This window comes from Vibrio proteolyticus NBRC 13287 (assembly GCF_000467125.1).
In the GTDB taxonomy this organism is placed as follows: Bacteria; Pseudomonadota; Gammaproteobacteria; order Enterobacterales; family Vibrionaceae; genus Vibrio; species Vibrio proteolyticus.
Genome location: NZ_BATJ01000006.1, coordinates 210,557 through 234,016 on the forward strand (window position 1 = coordinate 210,557; position 23,460 = coordinate 234,016).

15 protein-coding genes and 2 tRNA genes are annotated in these 23,460 nt (G+C 47.8%); 10 read left to right on the forward strand and 7 right to left on the reverse strand.

Annotation, left to right across the window (positions count from 1 at the left end; translation table 11 throughout):
- On the reverse strand, window positions 1–903 hold the full coding sequence (locus VPR01S_RS09715) for a LysR family transcriptional regulator (RefSeq protein WP_021705146.1): 903 nt from the start codon (window positions 901–903) through the stop codon (window positions 1–3).
- A 93-nt stretch (window positions 904–996) separates the two neighbouring features.
- Here VPR01S_RS09715 and VPR01S_RS09720 point away from each other — a divergent pair, with 93 nt between their 5' ends.
- Entirely contained in the window at window positions 997–1,917 is a 921-nt protein-coding gene (locus VPR01S_RS09720; RefSeq protein WP_021705147.1) for a DMT family transporter, read from the forward strand.
- A 126-nt stretch (window positions 1,918–2,043) separates the two neighbouring features.
- Window positions 2,044–2,193 carry a hypothetical protein gene (locus tag VPR01S_RS22640; RefSeq protein WP_021705148.1) on the forward strand — a complete coding sequence of 50 codons (150 nt, stop codon included), beginning with the start codon at window positions 2,044–2,046 and terminating at the stop codon, window positions 2,191–2,193.
- Window positions 2,194–2,254: 61 nt separating this feature from the next.
- Here the strand turns inward: VPR01S_RS22640 and VPR01S_RS09725 are convergent, their stop codons facing one another.
- Entirely contained in the window at window positions 2,255–3,673 is a 1,419-nt protein-coding gene (locus tag VPR01S_RS09725) for a DEAD/DEAH box helicase (RefSeq protein WP_021705149.1), read from the reverse strand.
- A gap of 1,180 nt (window positions 3,674–4,853) precedes the next feature.
- Between VPR01S_RS09725 and VPR01S_RS09730 the strand changes: the two genes are divergently transcribed.
- Window positions 4,854–7,913 carry an Ig-like domain-containing protein gene (locus tag VPR01S_RS09730; RefSeq protein WP_021705151.1) on the forward strand — a complete coding sequence of 1,020 codons (3,060 nt, stop codon included), beginning with the start codon at window positions 4,854–4,856 and terminating at the stop codon, window positions 7,911–7,913.
- A gap of 90 nt (window positions 7,914–8,003) precedes the next feature.
- Here VPR01S_RS09730 and VPR01S_RS09735 read toward each other — a convergent pair whose 3' ends face one another.
- Window positions 8,004–8,792, reverse strand: a complete 789-nt coding sequence (locus tag VPR01S_RS09735; RefSeq protein ID WP_021705152.1) for a DsbA family protein — start codon at window positions 8,790–8,792, stop codon at window positions 8,004–8,006.
- 291 nt (window positions 8,793–9,083) lie between these two features.
- Window positions 9,084–11,528 (reverse strand): DUF11 domain-containing protein, encoded by a 2,445-nt coding sequence (locus tag VPR01S_RS09740; RefSeq protein ID WP_052035739.1) that lies wholly within the window; start codon window positions 11,526–11,528, stop codon window positions 9,084–9,086.
- Window positions 11,529–13,143: 1,615 nt separating this feature from the next.
- Here VPR01S_RS09740 and VPR01S_RS09745 point away from each other — a divergent pair.
- A complete protein-coding gene (locus VPR01S_RS09745) occupies window positions 13,144–14,823 on the forward strand; it encodes an Ig-like domain-containing protein (RefSeq protein WP_245580787.1) in 1,680 nt (559 codons plus the stop codon).
- Window positions 14,824–14,899: 76 nt separating this feature from the next.
- On the opposite strand, the gene VPR01S_RS09750 is transcribed toward VPR01S_RS09745, so the two are convergent.
- Window positions 14,900–16,189, reverse strand: a complete 1,290-nt coding sequence (locus VPR01S_RS09750; protein WP_021705155.1) for a hypothetical protein — start codon at window positions 16,187–16,189, stop codon at window positions 14,900–14,902.
- Between the two features lie 704 nt (window positions 16,190–16,893).
- Between VPR01S_RS09750 and VPR01S_RS23245 the strand changes: the two genes are divergently transcribed.
- The 6 genes from VPR01S_RS23245 to VPR01S_RS09775 all read left to right on the forward strand — a co-directional run bounded on the left by VPR01S_RS23245 (window position 16,894) and on the right by VPR01S_RS09775 (window position 22,647).
- Window positions 16,894–16,962, forward strand: a complete 69-nt coding sequence (locus VPR01S_RS23245; RefSeq protein WP_425585295.1) for a DUF2474 family protein — start codon at window positions 16,894–16,896, stop codon at window positions 16,960–16,962.
- Window positions 16,963–17,407: 445 nt separating this feature from the next.
- The gene (locus VPR01S_RS09755) at window positions 17,408–19,732 is read left to right on the forward strand and encodes an FdhF/YdeP family oxidoreductase (protein WP_021705156.1); all 2,325 of its coding nucleotides are present in this window, start codon (window positions 17,408–17,410) and stop codon (window positions 19,730–19,732) included.
- Between the two features lie 85 nt (window positions 19,733–19,817).
- Window positions 19,818–21,182, forward strand: a complete 1,365-nt coding sequence (locus tag VPR01S_RS09760; protein ID WP_021705157.1) for a cytochrome ubiquinol oxidase subunit I — start codon at window positions 19,818–19,820, stop codon at window positions 21,180–21,182.
- A gap of 11 nt (window positions 21,183–21,193) precedes the next feature.
- Window positions 21,194–22,210 carry a cytochrome d ubiquinol oxidase subunit II gene (gene cydB / locus VPR01S_RS09765; protein ID WP_021705158.1) on the forward strand — a complete coding sequence of 339 codons (1,017 nt, stop codon included), beginning with the start codon at window positions 21,194–21,196 and terminating at the stop codon, window positions 22,208–22,210.
- Window positions 22,211–22,460: 250 nt separating this feature from the next.
- Window positions 22,461–22,547: transfer RNA gene (locus VPR01S_RS09770), tRNA-Leu, on the forward strand.
- Between the two features lie 26 nt (window positions 22,548–22,573).
- Window positions 22,574–22,647 (forward strand) — tRNA-Cys (locus VPR01S_RS09775).
- A gap of 49 nt (window positions 22,648–22,696) precedes the next feature.
- On the opposite strand, the gene VPR01S_RS09780 is transcribed toward VPR01S_RS09775, so the two are convergent.
- Window positions 22,697–23,134, reverse strand: coding sequence for a DUF4174 domain-containing protein (locus tag VPR01S_RS09780; protein ID WP_021705159.1), 438 nt, complete (start codon window positions 23,132–23,134; stop codon window positions 22,697–22,699).
- A 135-nt stretch (window positions 23,135–23,269) separates the two neighbouring features.
- Complete coding sequence (locus tag VPR01S_RS22230) at window positions 23,270–23,446, reverse strand: DUF2986 domain-containing protein (RefSeq protein ID WP_021705160.1); 177 nt, start codon at window positions 23,444–23,446, stop codon at window positions 23,270–23,272.
- Window positions 23,447–23,460 lie beyond the last annotated feature (14 nt).

The following is a 23,460-nucleotide window of genomic DNA, read 5'->3' on the forward strand; positions in this document are numbered from 1 at the left end:
TCACGAAATGGGTGTCTTTTCAAAACGTGCAATAACGAATTCAATAAATAAGCGAACACGAAGTGGCAGGTTATCCCTGTCCCGGTAGAGGAGGAACAGCGTCCTTGCTTTGCTGTGCCAGTCTGGCAATACGCGTTTTAGCTCACCACTGTCTATCATGGGTTTGGCAAAGTAATCCGGAATGTAGCCGATTCCCAGACCCGTTTTTACGCCGTGCGTAAGCATCTTAATTTCATCCACTTCCAGGCGAATATCTTTTTTCGGCTGGTAATCAAACTCTTGTCCTGTTTGTTGGTTCACCAGTTGCCAGACCGACATCGGATGACAAACGATAACCGGATGTCCACATAAGTCAGTGGGTTGCAAAATGGTGTCCGTGCAGCTGTCTGGCCGGGTACACAAAATAAAGTGGATGTCTTTCAACGGGCGTGCGATCCAGTAATCCACGACTGGGTTACCGACACGAAACACCACATCCATTCCCTCAGCTTCAATGTCAATCAGCGTATTTGAAAAGCGTAGATCCAACTGTATATCCGGGTACGTAAGCAGAAAATCATAGAACACAGCGCGAAGAAACTGGGAACCGGCGTTAATCGGCGCGCTGATCCGGATTTTACCTTTGGGCTGGTGCTTCTCTTTGTGCAGATCTTCGCTGATATCCCCCAGTTCATCGAACAGCGCATTGGAGCGCTGGAAGTACTGTTCACCAGTATGTGTCAGCGAAACTCGGTGCGCGTCGCGGTTCAGCAACCTGAGTTGTAAATCTTCTTCTAATTGACGGATGCGCCGGCTCAACGTGGACAATGGCATGTCCAGCTCCTGTGCGGCTTCTTTGAAACTGCCCAAACGCGCTACCGTGCAGAAAAAGCGCAAATCGTCGAAAGAGTAGCTAGGTTTCATTTTTGGTATTTACCGTCTTAATAATGCTTGTTTATCCATATTTTGAAATCAATACACTATGAAACATTCTTTTACAAGTCATCTGGAGTGACTATGAATTCTTCTTCTTCCATTAAAGCGGTCATCTTGCTGATCATCTGCACCTTCTTTTGGGGCAGCTGCTTTCCCATTGGCAAACATGCTCTGAATGAGGTGCATGCGCTGACGCTGGTTTTCTGGCGATTTGTGATCGCGGCAGCCTGTTTGGCGGTGTATCTGAAAGCCTCTCGCAGTCGGTTACCAGACTTGAGTATCGGCCAGTGGTCATGGGTGATTGCGGTCAGTGCTGTCGGCGTCGGCGGGCTGAATCTGGGGCTTTTCACTGGTCTGCAATATACCGAGGCGACGAACGGTTCGTTGATCATGGCGTTGAGCCCGCTGATGACATCGTTGATCGCCTGCCTGATGCTCAGAAAACTCCCGACGGCGGCACAATGTTTCAGTCTGATCGTCAGCCTTACCGGCGTACTTCTTGTGATCACGAATGGTCATTTGGAAGCGTTAGTGAACATGAAGTTTAACCACGGTGACAAACTGGTGTTCTCCGGTATGCTGGCCTGGAGCTTCTATACCTATTGCAGCCAGGGGATCAGCCGCTGGTTGCCAGTGATTCCATACACTTTCTTAGGCATGCTGAGTGGCGCCGCCGTAATTGGCCTGATGTGTCTGGTTACGCCTGGAGTACATCCTTTTTCAGAGCTGTGGAACAGTTCTTGGTTAGAAACAACGGAGGTGGTCTATATTGGTGTGTTCGGCACTGTGGCGGGGTATCTATTGTGGCTCAATGGTGTGCGTCATTTAGGTTCGTCGAATGCGTCTCTGTTCTTTAACTTTGTCCCCGTGTTTGCTGTATTGACAGCATTTTTGATGGGGCAATCTGTTACAGAGCTTCAATTAGTCGGGATTGCGGTCGTAATTGCGGGATTATTACTGCCTCGTCTTGCGATGTTGCGCCGGACGCCACAGACCAATTGAACCAGCGCCGGATGGGGAAACTCATCCGGCGACGTTTTTTCAAACCCACTGAGCCATTTTGTTCTATTCGCTGAACAGTGGTATTTCTATACTGTTCTCAATAAATGAGCAACGCAGGTCGATGCCATGGAAGATAAATTCAACGACAGCCCCGGTCAGCACTTGGCAGGAATCAGTGTGTTTTCCGCACAGATGAAAGAGTTCAGCTATGCAAAGCATGCGCATGAAGAATACAGCATCGGAGTGACACTCAGGATGTTGATTGGCACTGGATGACTGTACTTGGGTACGAAGAAATACGAAGAAAAAAGGTGAGCCTAGTGGCTCACCTTTCGTTTTAATTGGCTTTTACAGCCGGCTTTGGCGCCGCTCTGCGACGTGACTGACCGGGTTTACCTGCTGGCTTACCAGAGTTGCCATTTGTTTTGGTCGCGTTGGCGTTGTTGCCGGACGCGTTGCTATTTGGCTTGCGACGACGACGCTTATTTGGTGTCGCTGATGGGTTACCTTTGTTGCCCTCGTTAGTCGACGGCTTATTTGCGTGTGCCGCTACCGGCTTTTTAGGTTTCTTCGGTTTCTTTGGCTTAATTGGTCGTGTATCCAGTTTGGATTCCGGAACCGTATTAGTTGGTTGGTAACCGTCAAGCTCAATTCGGGGCAGCACGGTTTGTATCAGACGCTCGATACCAAACAAATCATCCGCTTCTGCAGCACAGACCAGCGAAATGGCTTTGCCTGCTTCACCAGCACGGCCGGTCCGGCCGATACGGTGAACATAATCCTCCGCTACATTAGGGAGTTCAAAGTTCACCACTTGTGGCAGTTGCGGAATATCGATACCGCGCGCTGCGATATCGGTAGCGACCAGTACACGAATGTCGCCGGATTTAAATTCGGACAGCGCTTTAGTACGGGCGCCCTGGCTCTTGTTACCGTGAATCGGGGCTGAGGTAATACCTTGTTCGTTCAGATAATGCGACAGGCGGTTAGCGCCACGTTTGGTGCGGCTGAACACCAGCGTCTGGTGCCAATTTCCGTCCTTGATCAGCTTCACCAGCATCGGTGCTTTTTTCTTAGCGTCGGCCGGGTACACACACTGTTCTACTGTTTTTGCGGTGGAGTTTGCTGGCGTGACGGAAATTTCAATTGGGTTGTTGACCAGCCCTTTCGCCAACCCACGAATATCATCGGAGAAGGTAGCCGAAAACAGTAGGTTCTGACGTTGTTCAGGCAATAGCGCGAGAATTTTGCGGATATCGCGGATAAAGCCCATGTCTAGCATACGGTCTGCTTCGTCGAGAACCAGTACATCCAGTTGGTCGAACTTGACGGCATTCTGATTGTACAGATCCATCAGTCGACCTGGTGTCGCCACCAGAATATCTGCACCTTTACGCAGACGTAGCATCTGAGGGTTAATTTTCACACCGCCGAATACGACGGTGGAGTTTAAAGATAGATGACGACTGTATGTCTCGATGTTGTCCTGAATCTGTGCTGCCAGTTCACGCGTTGGCGTGAGAATCAAAGCACGAACGTGATTCCCTTTGACACGCTGACCGTTATCCAGACGCTGAAGAATTGGTAGTGTAAATGCTGCGGTTTTACCGGTGCCGGTTTGAGCCGCTGCCATGACGTCTTTCCCTTCGATCACTGCCGGAATGGCTTGAGCTTGTATCGGGGAAGGAGTGTCGTAACCTTTTTCCTGAATGGCTTTAAGGATTGGAGCGGAGAGGCCTAAAGAGGTAAAACCCATAAATTTGATTCTCAGTTGAAGATATAACGCAGCGATCGAGTTGCTTGAGCGCGATAAGCGATCACTGACAAAGTGCGACATTCTGATGGGTTTATGAGTCTGCGGCAACCAATAATTGAGTTTTATTGACAATATAAAGGGCTTTTTGACTAAAAAATTGCGCTCGTTATGCGTCACACTCACAAGGTTAACACACGTTTTACACACACCTTCGTTACACATCAGCTAGGGCTGGTAACAATTTATGATCATGTGGCAGTGAGCGTTGTTTGTCGGTGTCCAGCGGAAGTGGGGGAAGACAAAGGATTCGATAGTAACAAAATGAATCGATGGTTTCTGTTAGATCAACGTCAGGTTGTTATCAGTAAAATGACAAGTAAATGATTACACATAGTAAAAGAAGGATTTAGTGCGCCTGATTTTTCTCATATTGTGTTGATTTCATACTTTTATAGAAATCAAAATTTAACAATGAATATCTTTATGATCTCATGATGGTTTTGCAGTTTCGATCTCTTTTCCTAATTAATTCGGTTGAATTTTGAACGTTTCGTTTGCTAGTATTTTGCCCACAATAATTCGGCACGCTCATATATTATGAAATTATTTTCAAATAAGAGGGTGTTATATCAATCTGCGCAGTACTTATGATTTTGGTTGAATTTGGTTATTATTCTGGTTGAATGGTAAACAAGTTGCCTAGAATAGAGTTACGTAGCAGTTTTTATTTTAAGTTAGGTAGAAATGGCTAAGAACACAGACTCTGTTTTAGTTGAAAATCATGGAACATGTCATATGAAATAATCCTTATTTACGTAAAAGTATATTTGTTATAAGTAAATTCTGCTGTTTAATTTAAACAAGGCTAGGTATGGGTATTCTTTCAATGCCCTGGCTTCATATATTTCAGTTGATGCTGGTATTAAATTATATGCATCATTAACTAGGTTTATATGAGTTGAATGTTTAAATTAGAATCAGGTTTCTTATGGGTTGAATCATCGTATCATTTATTGGCCGACAAGATTCAATTTTTCAAATACTAGAATAATTAACTCCTTAACAATCCTAATGCTCTAATTCATACCCGGTCAATGTATACGGTGGCCTTCTAGCGCCTGCCGTTTTGTTGCTGTGTCAAATTAGGGCTCATGAGTTAAAAGACCCTAAGAATTTAAGTATGTTTAATCTCTTTTTTCGATCCGACATTTTCACTTCTCGCTTTCGCAAGCGACATGTTCTGGCACTGGTAGGTGCAGTTACTCTGTTGACTACTGGTACAGCGTCCGCAGATCCGGTTGCGCAAGGTGGTTCAACGTTGAAACATAACCATGAGCATCATGCTGGTCAAAACGGCGCGGCCCATGAAGTAAATCAAAAACGTCAAATCGCGAAGCAGCAAACTCGGGCATTGGCTAAAGCTTTGGCTGATTATCGTGCGGCTGGCCAATCCGATAAAGCTCAGTCTCTGAACCAATTACTGAGTTTGGCGGCGCAACGTCAGACCCTGATGGCCGAACTTGTAAAGTCGGATCCAAAAGGTGCTTTGAGTATGCTTCTGACTGCGAAAGAGCGAGAAGAGCTGCCAGATGAAGCGCAGGCTTTCTTAGAAGAGCAGCAGGAGCTAGATGGTGAACTGGAAGTCTTTTACGAAGACTACGCTGATCACAGCAAAAGTCGCATGCGCCAGATTCTGAAAACAGAACACGGCCGTATTGAAATCCACTCAGCGAACAACTCACAGTTGCATAAGATGCAATCTGGAATGAAAGTGCGCGCGAAAGGTTGGCGGTTCGCAGATAGTGGTAGCTCGTCAGACTCATTGGTATTGCAAGATGGTCAGGGCAGTCTGTCGGTGTTGTCTCAGGACAGCACGGCCACTTCAACGAATTCTGGTACCACAACCGCTGCGTTGACAAATACGCTCGGTGAGCAGCGTACTTTAGTGTTGTTGGTGAATTTTCAGGACAATGCACAACAGCCATGGAGCATTGATGAAGTCAAAAACATGGTCTTTGGAACCGTCAATGAATTCGTAAAAGAGAACTCGAGTGGTCAGACTTGGCTGAGCGGTGATGTACATGGTTACAACACGCTGCCAATGGATTCTACGACTTGTGACTCAAGCGGCATTGATCGATATGCCCGTCAGTATGCCGAAGAAGATGGTATTGACTTGAGCAACTACAACCGACTGATTTATGTGTTTCCAGAGGTCAGCAGCTGTGGATGGACAGGAAAGGGGACTCTGGGCGGCACTCAATCAAGAGCTTGGGTAAATGGGGCTCTGACCTTGAACACGATTGGTCACGAGCTGGGTCATAATTTTGGATTGCATCATGCTGAAAAACTGGATTGTGGTAATGATGTGATTGGTAACAATTGTGTGTCGGTCACTTACGGAGATACCCTGGACATCATGGGCGCGGCGGGCGTTGAAGGGCATTACGGTGCTTACAACAAAGAGTTGCTGGGATGGTTAAATATCAACAATAGCGAAATCGCTATTGCGGATAGTGACGGCAGTTATCAATTAGAGCCTTATGAATCCACCAAAGTTGGTGCAGTGAAAAGCTTGAAAGTTCGACGTGGTACCGATTCAGTTACGGGTGAACCTAGCTGGTACTATATTGAATATCGTCAACCAGTGGGGTTTGATGATTTTCTTGCAGGTAAAGATGGCATTACCAACGGCGTTGTGTTTCGCATTGCGACGGAGGCTAATGACCGAGGCTCTCAGTTGCTGGATATGACACCATCCAGTTCCTGGGTTGATATGGATGATGCTGCGCTTGCGGTTGGCAGTAGCTATACCGATTCTGAAGCGGGTGTCACGATTACGACTGAGTGGGCAAACAGTACTGGTGCCAGTGTACATGTCAGTTTTTCCGAACAGACTTGCACACAGAGCAATCCGACAGTGACCGTGTCTTCGAGCTCGGCCTCTGATGGTATTGCAGGAAGCACTGTCAGTTACAATCTGATGGTGAAAAACAATGATGGTAATGGCTGCCCAGCGTCTGATTTCAATGTGTCGGCAAATGTTCCTGCTGGTTGGGTTGCAAACGACGCGACGCTGAGTATTGCGCCGGGAAGCAGTGATACCGCAACGTTAAGTATCACGTCGAGTGACACCGCGGCGGCAGGTTCATATAGCCTCGCAATCGAGGCAATAAACAGTGCTGATAGCAACTATCGAGGTCAGGTGACCGCAAACTATACAGTCGAAGCACCGGTTGCGACGTGTGTATTGGCAAGTCCGACGTTGACGCTTACAGCAAGTCAAAGTGGTGACGTGGCGCCGGGAACTACAGTCAGTTATATCGCGACACTGACCAGCCAGGATAGTGAGTTGTGTGATGCGGCCGTTGTCGATGTGATCGCCAGCGTTCCTGACGGTTGGAGTGCAGATAGCAACACAGTGACACTGGCACCGGGTGGGACGGCGTCTGTGAAGCTGGATGTTACATCCGCTATTGATGCGTCAGCAGGGGTTTATCTCGTAGATGTGAACGCATTCAATACCGCAGACATCAGTTATCGTAGTAGTGCTGAAGAGCGTTATTCTGTGGCGGCTACCGCGCCGGTTTGTGAATCAGTGGCTCCTCGAATGAGTATCTCGTCGACCTCTGGCGAGGTCGAAGCGGGTACATCCGTGGCTTATAACGTGACGGTGACCAATCAGGATAACTCAGACTGCACCGCAACAACCTTTAATGTGTTCGCTGAGTTGCCTGCAGGCTGGAGTGCGACAAACAGCAACGTGACCCTGAATCCAGGTCAGAGTGCAACGGTAAGGCTTAACGTAACGTCGGCGGCGACAGCGTCAGAGGGGGCGTATAACGTTCTTATCAAAGCGCAAAATACCGAACAAACTAATTTAGTCAGTAGTGGATCGGCCAGTTATGTTATTGCCAACGCTGTTAATACATCGCCAGTCGCCGTGAACGATGCGATTACGCTTTCTTCTAAGAACGCGATGTTGATTAATGTCCTGGCCAACGACAGCGATCCTGAAGGGGACACCTTGACCATTGTCAGCGTGACTCAGGGAGCGAAAGGATCGGTTCAAATTACCGCGGATGGACAACTGCGTTACACGCCAGCTAAAAGCTTTAAGAGCAGTGATACGTTTACCTACACCATCAGTGATGGGGATAAAACCGCGACAGCGACCGTCTCGGTCAGTCTGAGTGGTTCTGAGAGCGGCGGCGGTAACAAGGGCAAAGGCAAAAGGTAGACGATGCCAGCAGGTGACAAATAGCACAACCTAAGAGGCAATGGTGTACGTCCATTGCCTCTTTTTTACATAGATTTTGTGAGATGAACTCTAGGGTTTGGCTTCTTCTGCTAACAGTTGCTCGAACAAAGCAGAGAAAACCCGGTAGTCTTGCGCGCCAACAACCAGTTTGGGCTCAACCATTTCGTTGTTTTCAATCCGGCCGATAAGAAAGCTCGGGGTGCCTCGAACACCTAAAGACGTCGCTAAAGTAATATCTTCATTGATCTTTTCTACCACTTTGGGATCGCTGAGGCACGCAGTGAACTTAGTCATGTCCAGAGACAGCTCACCAGCCGCTTTCTGATACAGCTCGTCACCCAACTGGCGGACGTTCGCAAACAATGAATCCCGCATCGGCCAGTACGCGTTTTGTTGAAAGCTACAGACTGCGGCCACGGCAGCGCTTTTCGCCTGAGGATGGAATTTCAAAGGGAAATCCCTGGCGAGGTAGCGTAATTTTCCCGAGTCAATGTAGTTGTCTTTAATTTTGGCGAACGTTTGGTCTACATAACGTTTACAATATGGACACTGGAAATCGGAGAACTCGATGATGGCAATTTTCGCACTAGTTTCTCCCATGGAAGGGATCTGACCGTTACCGTCAAAGTCTGGCTGGTTAGGCAGTATTCTCGACTTAGGTGTCTTCGCCTCCGCGGCCGCGGTTTTTATCTCGTCGACCTGAGTGTTGATATCGGCGACATCTTGTTGTAGCTGCTTGACTTCATCTCTGAGTGAGGCGATCTCGGACTCCAGTTTACTGTCATCCTTAGGTTGGCAGGCAACGATAAATGAAATGATGACCAGTGAAAAGCACAGTTGACTTACAGACCTAAACATTGTCTATCCCTCGCTGTAAAAATTGTCTTTAGGCCAATGAAGACGTTGTTTGTACTTAGTGATTGATGCTGCGCGAGACCAACCAATGCGTTGCGTTGACGCACAAATTTGTGAAAGCCAGCAATAGCACCAATGGATGTTTTTCTTAACGGACAATACACAAATTATAGATAATTCATTCTTGGCCGCCGTCTTATGTTTAAGATGGGATAATGAAAGGACGATGAGTTACCTCATCGTCCTTTAGTTTTATTTTGTATCAGAATGACTTATTGCACGATAAGCAATGCTTTAAGGCTCATTCGTAACAAAGATCATTTCAACCTGCGTATCGACTGGAGCGGAATCGCCATCGTCCAGCGAGAAGATTAAACCGTTCGGGCCGGTAAACAGCTGGTTGATGTCTGGATCCGCAATGCCGGTAGCAAATCCTGGGTACAGTTTGATGGTAAAGCCGCACTCAAGCGTCGCTCCTTGCGAGATAACCGCGCCTGCATGACAGAACGAGTATGGTCCGTCAGCGGCATCGTAAGGTCCGAAGCCAAGCGCAGTTTCGTTGAGAATATCAAACGATCCAGGAACACCACCGCCGTCTATCAGGTTAACACCACCAATTTTCAGTGCTGCGATGGTGACATCGTCGACACCGTTATTTGGCAAGCGTACAAATACTCTGGCTTTAAGAGCAATTTCAGGAGTGATCTGCAGTGGTACATCGAGGAACTCGACGTCGGCAGGGTCACTGGCATCTTTCATTGCGCCATCAGAGTCAATACCTCGGATAGTGGCCATGTTGGTGAGTGTTTCACCTGCATTACCCTGAACTTGTAAGGTAATTTCACAGCTTGCGTATTCTCCTGGCATCAGCTCTACTCCATCGCCAAGTGGAACGGCTGGGACTAGAGGAGCGCCATTTTTGGAGTCGACGTTACATTGTGAGGTCAGGTTTGTGAATGTCGCCAGGCCATCTGGGTCAACCACATCTTCTAACGTGTCGAAGATAACGTTATCCACACTGCTGGCATCCACACTGAACTCAAACTTGTAAAGTACATCTTCAAAGTTGCTGCTATCACCGGTTTCTGGCACTTGGTGGGTCACACCATCGGCCTCGCCGCCAGCAGTTTTGATCAGCGCAATCACGGACGGTACATCAGAGAAGCTGACAGTCGCACTGTTCATCGCTGTATCAGTATCATTCTCATCGTCTGTCGCTACCGCAGTGACGGTGTTGGAGTGGGCCATATCACCGAAGTCACCTTCAATCAGGGCTGTGAATGTACAGGTATAATCGCTACCTGCCGCAATCGTAACGCCGGTATTACAGCTCGTCGCTGTGACTGCTCCACCAACACTGAGTATGTTGAAGTCGGTATCCGTTAGGCTGGTTAATGTGAGTGGTGAATCCCATGTTTCACTGGCAGCCGCTTCATTGGTGACGGTCACCGTGAACTCAACAAGATCGCCCGGTTCCAGAACGGATGTAGGGTTAGCTGTTTTTGACACGCTGATATCGGGTGGCAAGTTAGTGATTTCAACTGACTGCTTGTTACTACAGAATCGGCCTGCGACACCACCAAGTCCCATAGGACACGTTTCACCGTTGGTTACATCGTCACCATTTTTATCCAGTAGGCTCAATGCCACAACGTCGTCTATCAGCAGTGGCGCTGCGATCATAGGATCGGTGATATTAGGTAAATCACGAGCAACGACGTGTATTGTAAATTCACAGCTGTAGGTACTAGATGGAGGGATTTCACCAGCGCCGTTACCTATGTCTGCGGGCTGTGTACACACGGTGTCTGTCAGGTATATTCCGTCAGGTGTAGTTGAAGTCACAGTTGTGGTAGAACCCCATAGGTCCAGAGATTCTTCACTGTAAAGACCGTCTGCGCCGACATCAAATTCATCAGTTAGCGATGTGATAAACAGCGAAGTAGAGTTGTCGTTAGTGAAGCTCACTGAATAAGTAAATTCACCTCCTGGCTCTGGTAATGTGTTGGTAGTTTTAAGGGTTTTGGTAATTGCTGGAGGATCGGGTTTGATGAAAACATCAATATTAAAGGTGTCACAATTACATTTAGACTTGGTGTTTGGGATCTGGCCCGCATATGGGTCTTCTGCAATTGTACAGTTGTCACGCTCTATATTGTCCCATGCGGCACAATAAGTGAAATCCGCGCGATTGTCGTTGTCTTCATCGGTACACAGCATAGTGATGGTTTCGTTGGTCAGTGTGTACTCATCTGGTCCCAGCGCCTTGGTGATATCACCACAAGCATCGCCGTCAAGATCGACATCGGCTGTTTCTCCGCTGCCGCCGGGGACAGGTAGGATCATGCTACAGTTCCGGCCACCGTCTTGAACAATCTGAGGGCTATCTTCGGTTAAAGGAAGATAGAAAGTTGTATCGTAACGCTCATTAGCGTTAGTACGAATGGTCACATCCGCCTGAAATGAAAATACTTTACCTGGAGAACATTCCGCATTTGGGTCGAGTGGCGTTACTTTGGTAATTTCAACGTCATTAGCGGTACAGTTCAGTGCATCCTGAGGCAAAGAGTTCCCTGGCTTCAACAAATAAGCATCGGCCATACACACTTTTTCACTGGGTGAAAGCGAGTAGGCTTCCGCATGAGCAGGGGATTGACTCGTTATCCCGTACAGGGCAGCCGTACTAACCAGGATGACACTGAACACCCTGCAAAGCCGACTATGTATTAATCGTTCCATCGTTTACCTTCCTGTTTCATAAAAGAAGTAGATAAAAGGGCTCTGTAAATGCGGTCATACCGGATTTCCTTAAACCTCCCAGGAAAAACCGATAAGTTCAGTACCACGCCCTTGCGTCTAGACAGCACCTCCAATGCTTTGTGACATCAATGGTCAGTTCAGAGGCCTCTGCCTGGCTGACCACTTAATAGGCAAAAAGCGAACCAAAATGTATCGCATTGAATTTTATTAACTTTTTAAAATATGAAGTGCGTTTTGAGGCACGAGATTGAACAAAGTGTTCACTGTTAACACACAGCGTCAGAAGGAACTGTCCAGAATCAGAAAGAGAATCAGTTAGTTGTGGGGAAATGATATAGTGGTCGAAAATTGAGGAGGTACGTTACAGGTGAACACTTGGTTTACAGTTTGCAGTGGAGTAGGAAAAAGAGGGTAATAAAAACGCAACATTTGTGGATGCGTGGAAGTGGGTTGTATAAAGTACGAAAAGTAACTCTAGCGATATCCCATGAGTTGTTAAGCAACTGGTTGATCTATTGTCATGGCTGGTGAAGCGTTTTTAGTGGAAGAAGATATCAAAAATTGTAAAGGGCTATTGTAAAGTTGTGGTCAAGTTTTGAACCGTTATATGACAAGTTCATGATTACTAATATTAAAAAGTAATGATTACCGGTCTATAAAATTATATCTCTATGATTTCATATCTTTATCGACTTCAAAAATTAATATTTTATATCTTTCTGATTTGAAAATTGTTTTAAAACCGAGTTCTCTTTTCCTATCTATAGCGGTTGAAAATTAACCTGTTCGTTTGTTAATATTCTTCCACAATAAATCAACACACCCAATGCTATGAAATTTATTTCAATGTGGGTGTGATAATAACCTGCGCAGTGATCATGATTTTTGCAGTTTTGTATATCATTCTGGTTGAATGGTAAACAAGTTGCGTAGAATGGAGTCATGTGCCAGTTTTTATTTAAAGTTGTTTAGATATGGCTAAAACTCAAGCTCTGTTGAATTGAAAATCATGGAAAATTTCATATGAACATATCTACTTAATTATAATAAATTTACTTTATTAGGCTTCTGATATTTAATTTAAGCAATGGTCATTGTTACCTTTGATATATTATCGAATGTCTGTATATCTTGGTTTACTATGTTCTTAATGTTTAAATTAAACTCATAGCCATCGCTATCTTAAATTTATCTTTAAGGTGCGCTCATCTCAAAGTAACTCAGTATGCTTTTTACTAAGCATGATGATTACTTGTTTTTTATTAAAATTTAAACCTATTTTTGCCATGTTTATGGTGAGAAGGGTTTTGCTTTTTAATGATATTCAAGTGACTTCGGGTTGAGCTGTTTTGTTCAGAATTTTTCCGAAACTATTTTATAGCTAATTAGCTTTTCAATGATCCGCTAATCCGAGGTATATACGTTGAATTTTATTAACTCTTTCAAAATATTAAGTTTCAACACTAACTTATCATTGCGAGGGAAGGGGGCTTTTGCATTATTGCTGGCGTTCCTGTTTTCATTGTCGTCTTTTTCTGCACTCGCAAGTGTGACGCTCTCCACCAAAGGTGAACAAAAAACGTTGGTTTTACTGGTGAATTTTCAGGAGAACCCGAATGAGAAGCCCCTGTCTTTGTCGGATGCCGACAGCTTGGTTTTTGGTGATGTAAACAATTTTTATCGAGAGAGTTCGTACGGTCAAACCTGGTTAACCGGTCAGGTTTCAGGTTGGTATACCTTACCAGTCTCAAATCAAACCTGCGATTTAAACGCGGTCCAAGAGGCGGCGGACAAAATGGCGGCGGCGGATGGTGTTCCGGTGGCTGATTATGAGCGTATCATCTATTTAATGACGGAAACCACGTGCGGCGTAGCGGGATCTGCCAGTATGCAAGGTGTTCCGTCAAGGGCTTATATTAACAATGTGTTCACCGCAACCAATATTGCGCATGAACTGGGGCACAACTTCGGGCTGCACCATTCACGAGCACTGGATTGTGGCGAACAAACGCTATCGGATCACTGTACTACCTATGAATACGGGGACACGTACGACGTTATGGGTAACCCGGATATTGGTTACTTCAATACGTTCCAAAAAGAACAACTCGGTTGGTTGGATGGTGAAAACGCCTCTAAAACCATCAATGTGACTCAAGATGGAACCTACACTATTACCAATTATGAAGACCAGAGCAATAAGCCGGTTACGATCAAAGTGCCTCGGGGTATCGACCCTGAGTCCGGCAATATGCGCTGGTTTTACATCGAATACCGTCAGTCAGTAGGCTTTGATAACTTTTTGGATGCACGATCTTATCGGTTGTATCGTGGTGACGTTACCGATGGCATCATTATCCGCACGGCGACGGATGGCGATGCGCGCAGCAGCAATTTGCTCCATTTTAAAACGAATTCGGAGTTCCGCAATGTTTTCGGTCGTAATGACTGGTTTGATCCGGCCATGGCGGTTGGTGACAGTTACGTCGATCCGGTTTCAGGTGTCACGCTTAGCTTGATCAGCGCGGCGAATGGCAGCGCAGAAGTGAGTGTTGTATTTGATGGCGCCAATGTGAGTGAGCCAGGCAATAAGGTGTGTACCAATAACTCGCCAGAACTGAGTGCTGTCGCGATGACCGACAATGCAGTATTGGCGGGAGAAGCGGTGTCTTACCTGGTGACCGTCACCAACCGTGATACCGTGGATTGCGTCACAAGCAGCTTTGATGTTCGTGCTTCGGTTCCGAGTGGCTGGCAGGCAAACAACGAAGCGTTGACACTGGCTCCGGGTGAGACTGGTCAGGTGATGATTTCCGTCGCTTCTTCAGCAGATGCTGTGGCAAATGACTATTCAATTGCAGTAAGCGCGACCAACAGTTCGGCGTCGGATTCCAGCACGATAGCCACTGTGCCATTCACCGTTGTTGCAGATGACAGCACCTCTTCAGCACCGATCGCGGTAAATGATAATGTTGTTATGTCTTCAAAGTCTGCAGTGACGGTCGATGTGTTAGCGAACGATATTGTTGAGGAAACCGCGTCAGTGTCTGTGATCTCGTTCACTCAGCCTAGCAAAGGCCGCTTGGAAATGTTGTCGGACGGCACACTGCGTTACACGCCTGAAAAGCGTTTCAAAGCCAGTGATAGTTTCAGCTACACCATCAGCGATGGCAAAAACAGTTCGACGGCACGCGTATCTGTGACGCTGGAGGCGTCATCAGGGGGAGACTCTTCGGTAGGCGGCCCGGGTAACGGCAAAGGCAATAAAAAGTAAGCCTAACAAAAAAGATGCCTGATGAATCAACATCAGGCATCGATCAGTTTATCTACGACAACTTGTTTACGTGTCTTTACTCAGGGCAGTTTTCAGGCTCTGGGCATTCAGGACACAAGTTACATGTTGCCTCTGCCGGCATCACATTGACGGTACCGCCAAACACAGTAATACCACTGGCATCAACCATGTCGGTGAATCCACGAACTTCTTCGCCAGGTAATGGTAATCCTTCACCCATTTGAGGAACAGGATCATAGTTACCTGCGAAATCAGCACATTCTCCAGGGCCGAGGGCGAATGGCGCACTTAAGCCCATGCCATCTTTCATGTACGTTGGTCCATCGCTGTCTTCACTATCAGTAACAACAATGCCTTCTACAGTCACAATTGAGTTGTTACAGACGCTACCGCTGTAGTTGACTTGTAGGCCGTATTCATTGAGACCAGTCTCATCAAAGCGGTTTTTCACAACTACGTCACAATCTTTTTGAAGATCGAGTTGGCCTGGAATGTTTTGAGACGGGCAGTCGAAGGTATCATCATCATTCACCGCGGTGACTCCACCCGATGCAACAGCTGCTTCTACGGTTGCTTTGTTCATGATACCGTTCTGAGCCACTCTTAACATACCGTTAAACTCTTCGGTGCCACCGACCGCAAGCATGGCCAGATCGTACTGGTGCATACCACCATCCAAGTCTTTCTCTTCGGCAGTAACATCGATTGCTTTGATGTCATACAAAGGGAGCTGACCTGTATTTTCCACGATCAGTGAGTAGTTGTATTTCAATGATTGACCATCGTCACCCACACCACCAAATGTACAAGTTTTAGTGATTTTGATCTCGGGTTTACCCGGGGTATAGCAGAATGAGATATGACTCAAACCCGCATACTTGCCGTTTTTACCGACAGGAGAGTGCAGACCGCCGTCAGAGTTCACCAATAGTCCATCAGAGTAGTATTCATATAGGTTACCGCCAGGGCCACCTTTGACAAATACACCTTGAATAATGACAGCGCTTGAGCCTTGATCCCATGAGAAAGTTTTAGATCCTTCTTGCACGGCAATCATCACTTCCAGTGTACCGTCACTGTATGTACCGTCCGCGACAGGTTCTACTTTAAGTTGTCTTAGGTCGGGAATATCCAGAAGCTCAGAACAAGTCGGGTTACCATCAAACTCCATAGGTTGTACACCTTGATCGGATGGGTCACCTGCGGCCGCTTGCACACTCTGAACGCCCAGGATGGCACTTAAGGCTAGCAGCCATCCAAGCTGTTTAAACAAGGTCCCTATGTTAGATAAGCTGGTACAACAGAGTTCTCTGCTGTGCCACCATGCTTTCGTTGTTGCTTTCATAAAACCTCCTGCGGGTATGGGGACTAGACTTGCTGTTCCATACAACCGCCATCGTTGTTCGTACTGAAATAAGTTTGGTACCGCGACTGACAGTAAGCATAGAGTGTTCCATTTTTAACCTTTTGTATTTAAAGGTAATTTGTTTTTATACATGTAACAGTGAACAGTTTGGCTGTGCAACCAGAGGCTAAGAGATCAAGAGACATCCGGTTAACTTGCTGAATGTGTTGAATTAGAGGGGGGGGACAATACGTTGTACACGATGCGAACAACGTGTAACACCGACGAACACAGTGTGACTATTTTATTAAGTTGCATATTCGCTCATAAGACCTGCGATAGGCTGTTGATTGGACATATTTAAACGTTTGACTATTTCTAGATTTATATTGGTGGTGAGAGAAGTGAACGTTTATGGTTGCCAAATTTATTGGTTAAATGCCAAGATTATTTGTGTTGTTTAATTATACCCTAATCCATAGAAAGCATTGATAATACTATTGTACAAATCAATTTGACCAGTCTATTTAAGATATTATGATAAATAATATTTTATACAGTCTTCTTATTTCTGAACGTTGTGATTTTTAATGAGTTAAAAAGCCAAGTGTAGAGAGTTATTTATGAGTGAAAAAACAACGGAAAAATCGCGAAGCCTATCCATAGACTTGCTGTGGATGGGGGCTATCTGGTTCGGGAGCGTGATGACGCTTGGTGTTGTCGCCACGGGCTTTCGAGCGTTGATGCAGGCTGCCGGAATGAGCAGTCACTGATCCACTTTTCTAATAAAAGTTATCTTGTATTTACGTTTGCCATCTGCCTTTTTAATGATCTCATCATTGGCCACCTAAAATATCCATTTATGTTTTGTGGTTATTTTGAGAGTTTGAGTAATTAGATGATAAATAAAATCTATTGAACGAGTTTATGTCTTTGAAGGTTAATGAGTAAATAACGCCTATATCGATGTGATAGATTTTTTGAATGAAGGGTTAAATATCATTGATTAGACGTAAGTTGAGCAATTAAATAAAATTATTAAAAACAAATTCCGCCAATGATTTCTCACCGACGGAAAACAATAACCAATCAATGAACCTTATTTATTTCGTGCATCTTTGTGCATAAATATAAGCACAAATGGTCGAAATCATATTTGCCATCGCTCATCGGTAAATAACGCATCGTTCATTGAAATTCCTAGAGAGGAGTGTCGTCATGAACCAAAAGGAACACATTAAAGCGTATCCCGGACCAGCAGCCGGCTGGGGCGCGCTCAAAGCGGTCACCAAAAGCTGGTTAGGCAGTGAGAATGCGTTTCGTAACCTGAGAGCGATGTTGAAAACCAACCAGAACGGCGGCTTCGACTGTCCGGGATGTGCGTGGGGTGAATCGCCGGAAAGCGGGATGGTGAATTTCTGCGAAAACGGCGCAAAAGCCGTCAACTGGGAATCCACCAGCCGTCTTGTGGATCCGGATTTCTTTGCCAAATACAGCGTTTCGGAACTGGCGAAACAAACCGATTACTGGCTGGAATATCAGGGCCGCCTGAGTCATCCGATGCGTTATGATTCTGAAACCGATCACTACGTCGAAATCTCCTGGGACGATGCGTTTGCGATGGTCGGACGCCACCTTAACGCGCTGGCGTCTCCGGACGAAGCGGAATTTTACACCTCTGGTCGTGCCAGCAATGAGGCGGCGTACATTTATCAACTGTTTGTGCGAGCGTTTGGCACCAATAATTTCCCTGACTGTTCAAACATGTGCCACGAAGCCAGTGGGATTGGCATGTCCGACACCATCGGGGTCGGCAAAGGGACGGTGGTATTTAAAGATTTGGAGCTGGCGGATGCGATTTTTGTCATCGGTCAGAACCCGGGGACCAATCACCCGCGTATGCTTGAACCTTTGCGTGAAGCGGTTAAACGCGGCGCACAGGTGATCTGTCTGAACCCGCTCAAAGAACGCGGTTTGGAACGTTTCCAACACCCACAACACCCGATTGAAATGCTGAGCAACGGCTCGGAGCCGACCAGCAGTGCTTATTTTCGCCCCGCTTTGGGCGGGGATATGGCCGTGTTCCGCGGTATGGCGAAGTTTCTGCTGCAATGGGAGCGCGAAGCGCAAGCATTGGGTGAAGCGCCGGTTTTCGACCACGACTTTATTCGCGAGCACACGACGGGCGTGGATGCTTACTTAAACGTTGTCGATCGTACCTCGTGGAAACACATCACTCAGCAATCGGGTTTGGGGCTCGATGAAATCGAAGTGCTGGCGCGCATGTATCGCCGTGCTGAACGTGTGGTGATGTGCTGGGCGATGGGGCTGACTCAGCACCGTCACTCTGTGCCGACCATTCAGGAAGTGGTGAATTTGCAACTGCTGCGCGGGAACGTTGGCAAACCGGGTGCCGGGTTATCACCGGTGCGTGGTCACAGTAACGTGCAGGGTGACCGCACCATGGGGATTGATGAACAGCCGCCGGAGTTTCTGTTGGATGCGCTGGAAAAACGCTTCCAATTCAAAGTGCCGCGCGAACATGGCCATAACGCCGTGCTTGCCATCAAGGCGATGGAAGAGAAGCGTGCCAAAGTGTTTATCGGCCTTGGCGGTAACTTTGCGCAGGCGACGCCGGATACACCACGTACTCATGATGCGCTGCGCAACTGCGAGCTGACCGTGCACATCGCCACCAAACTGAACCGTTCACATCTGGTGACTGGTCGCGATGCGTTGATCCTGCCATGCCTTGGCCGTACTGAAATCGATATTCAAGCCAACGGCCCGCAGGGCGTGACGGTTGAAGATACTTTCAGCATGGTGCACCTCTCCTATGGTCAGCTCAAAGCGCGTTCGCCATCTCTACGCTCTGAGCCTGCGATTCTGGCGGGAATTGCCAAAGCGACACTGGGTAATTTCCCAATCGACTGGGACTGGGCGATCGCGGATTACAGTCACATTCGTGATTTGATCGCTGACACCATTCCCGGGTTTGAAAACTTCAATCAGCGTTTGCAGCATCCGGGCGGTTTTTACCTGGGTAATACGGCGGCCCGTCGTGAATGGAATACAGCCAGCGGGAAAGCGCAGTTTGCTGCGCCAGCGCTGCCGGAGCAACTGGTGAACGAAAACGTGATTCAACGCGGCGATGCGCCGGATTTGATCCTGCAAACCCTGCGTTCTCACGATCAGTACAACACCACGTTGTATGGGCTGGATGACCGTTATCGCGGTGTGTTTGGTATGCGTGATGTGGTGTTCGTCAACGCAGAGGACATTCGTCGTCTGGGCTATGAACCGGGCGATAAAGTGGACTTGGTGACCTTGTGGGACGACGGGCTGGAGCGCCGTGTCAGCGGTTTTGAACTGGTGGCGTATGACATGCCAACCGGACAGGCCGCGGCGTATTACCCGGAAACCAATCCGCTGGTACCGCTCGATAGTTATGGCGATCGCACCTTTACGCCGACCTCCAAGTTTGTGGCCATCAAACTGGAAAAAGCCAAACCAAGCAGCGTGATTCCAACCACTGCACTGTAATTCGGTTTACTTCTGTTTATCTCATTGGCCCTGCTTTGTGTTGTGCGGCAGGGTCAGCGACCTCTGAAAGATTAAGGATTCTGGTATGTTTCATTTAGAGGCTCTCGACCTGGCGCGCATTCAGTTTGCGTTCACGGTGTCGTTTCACATTATTTTTCCGGCGATCACCATTGGGCTGGCCAGTTTTCTCGCGGTGCTGGAATGGCGCTGGATGAAAACCGGCAATCCGGTGTACAAAAACCTGTATCACTTCTGGTGCAAAATTTTTGCCGTTAACTTTGGCATGGGCGTGGTGTCCGGCTTGGTGATGTCGTACGAATTTGGCACCAACTGGGCGCGCTTTTCTGATTTTGCCGGCAGTGTCACCGGCCCACTTCTGACCTACGAAGTGCTGACGGCCTTTTTCCTCGAAGCCGGATTTTTGGGTGTCATGCTGTTTGGCTGGCACAAAGTCAGCCGCCGCATGCACTTCTTTGCCACGGTGATGGTGGCGATCGGGACGCTGATTTCAACGTTCTGGATCTTGTCATCCAACAGTTGGATGCAGACTCCGCAAGGCATTGAAATTGTGGATGGCCGCGTGGTGCCTGTCGACTGGTTTAAAATCGTATTCAACCCGTCATTCCCGTACCGACTGGCGCACATGGCATTGGCTGCCTTCCTGTCGACGGCATTCTTTGTTGCCGCTTCAGCGGCCTGGCATTTACTGCGCGGTCACAAGAGTGCTGAAGTGAAAAAAATGTTCTCAATGGCTATGTGGATGATTCTGCTGGTGGCACCACTGCAAGCGGTGGTGGGCGATGCACACGGTTTAAATACGCTTGAGCATCAACCCGCGAAAATTGCGGCGATTGAAGGGCACTGGGAAAACAAACCGGGCGAAGCGACGCCGTTGATCCTGTTCGGGATTCCGGATATGGACGCGGAGAAAACCCGCTTTAGCCTTGAAGTGCCGTATCTGGGCAGCTTAATTTTGACCCACAGCCTGGATAAACAGATCCCGGCGCTGAAAAGCTTTGCGAAAGAAGACCGACCCAATTCAACCATCGTGTTCTGGAGTTTCCGCGTGATGGCTGGCCTTGGCATGTTGATGATTCTGTCTGCCCTGACTGCGTTGTGGCTGCGTCGCAAAGGCAAACTTTACGACACCAAACTGTTCCATCGCTTTGTCCTGCTGATGGGGCCATCGGGACTGATTGCGCTGCTGGCAGGCTGGTTCACGACTGAAATCGGCCGTCAGCCATGGGTGGTGTACGGCATGATGCGCACCCGCGATGCGGCGTCGAACCATGATGTATTGCAGATGAGTATCACGCTGGCGCTGTTTGTCATCATTTACTTCTCGGTGTTTACCGTCGGGATCACTTACATGATGCGTCTGGTGGGCAAAGGCCCGACAGCGGTTGAGCAAAAACGCGTGAGCGATGACCCGCTCAGTCTGGAGAAATAAAGGAGCACAACATGACCATTCAAGGTATCGATTTATCCGTGATTTGGGCCGTGATCATCGCGTTTGGCTTGCTGCTGTATGTGATTCTCGATGGCTTTGACTTAGGCTTAGGCATTCTTTTTCCGTTCATCTCCGACCCGAAAGAGCGCGATGTGATGATGAACACGGTCGCGCCGGTGTGGGATGGCAACGAAACCTGGCTGGTGTTTGGCGGTGCGACGTTGTACGCCGCATTCCCACTGGCGTATTCCGTCATTCTGGAAGCGCTGTATCTGCCGCTGGTGCTGGTATTAGCAGGGCTGATTTTCCGTGGCGTCGCGTTTGAGTTTCGCTTTAAAGCGTCAGCGAAATCGCGTCACTGGTGGGATAAAGCGTTCATTGGTGGCTCGATCATGGCGGCGTTTTTCCAAGGCGTCGCACTGGGCACTTACGTCGCGGGCATTCCCGTGGTGAACCGCCAGTTTGCCGGTGGTGATTTTGACTGGTTGGCGCCGTTTCCACTGCTGTGTGGGTTGGGTTTGACGCTGACCTACGCGCTGCTGGGCAGTACCTGGTTGCTGATGAAAACCGACGGCATGCTGGAGAGCAAAATGCGCCACTACAGCCGCCCGCTGACTTACGCGTTGATCGTGATGATTGCGATGGTGGCGGTGTGGACCGCGTGGTTAAACCCGCAAGTGGCTGACTTGTGGCTGAGCGGTCATCACTGGGTCTTTACGGCGTCAGTGGAAGTGTTGGCGGTGATTGCCGTGGCGCTGATTTTGCGTAATCTGCGCAAACGCCACTCTTACAAACCGTTTGTTGCCACGCTGTTTTTGATTGCACTCGGCTATGTGAGCCTGATGATCAGCATCTGGCCGACCATCATTCCGCCATCGGTTGACTTCTGGCAGGCGGCGTCACCGCTTTCCAGCCAACTGTTTGCGTTGATAGGCGTGCTGTTTATCCTGCCCGCGATTCTGGCGTACACCGCTTGGGGGTACTACGTCTTTCGCGGCAAGGTGCAGGTGGGCGAGGCGTATCACTAACACCAAACGTTGATGAGAGACTGTCATCGATGACGTCTCAACACAAAGCCTCGCACTTGCGAGGCTTTGTGTTCGCGCTGGGCGCTTCTTGTGCAGTTTGAGTGTTATCTATACCAGTTGGCAGTTTGTTGGGCATTCAGTTGATAAATATGAAATATTTTGTTGACCTGAAAATTCAATCCGTTAAAGTACGCCTCGTTCCAGCGGGTTAGCCCGGTAGGGAATGGTGTTACCATCGCATATCTGCGTTGCCCTGGTGGTGGAATTGGTAGACACAAGGGATTTAAAATCCCTCGGCGTTCGCGCTGTGCCGGTTCAAGTCCGGCCCGGGGCACCATATCTCTGATTAAGAACAATTTGAAAGGCGCGTTGGCAGAGTGGCTATGCAGCGGATTGCAAATCCGTGGACCTCGGTTCGACTCCGGGACGCGCCTCCATTATTTTTGAAAAAGCCTCGGTGTATACCGGGGCTTTTTCATTTTAGGCTTAAGCGGAACATGGGCTAGAGCGGGTTTTCATCTCACGCTTTCTCATCGGCATTGCGTCAATCGTTTGAGAGACTTCTTTCCAGTTGGTTTTTTTCCCCCATCTGAGCTTTTCGTTGCCGTCTTTGCCAATCAAAACAGCAGTGTGCTCTTTTTCGTTGGCGCCGTATGCGCGAAACAGGGCAGGGATATTAAATTCTTCTTTAACCCAGCCCGGGATCGTGAAGCCATCGGCCGTGACCACGATGGTGACAACATCACGATCTGAAAGTTGGCATTCATTTATCAGCGCTTCCATCAAAAATTGCTGAACGTGTTCATCGTTAGAAGGGGCAAAGTAGAGCACGCTACGGTGGCTCCAGTATTCCGCATTTGCCGGATATGCAGCGACCAGGCTGGTGTGCAAACACAGCAGAGTAGTAATGATTAATCGAAGCATATACGCCTCCCGGGTAAAGCTACATTCCTGTACTCATACGTTCAGTTTAGAAAACAGGAACACTTCATGCTGTAGTCCGGATGGACGATTTACGGTGTACAGAGACACAAAGGCCAGCATTTTGCTGGCCTGAGATTACTGTTTCTGCACGTCCTGAATATCAGGCTGCGTATCACTAGCGACTTGTTCTGCTTCCAGTTTTTCACGCTCAGCTTTCGATATATAGCGAGGTTTATTGCTTTTATGCAGCTTGGAGTTTTGCTTCTTTTGCTTAGCTTTGAGAATCTGGTTGATTTTCTTTTTGCGGTTCATTTGATCTAGGTATT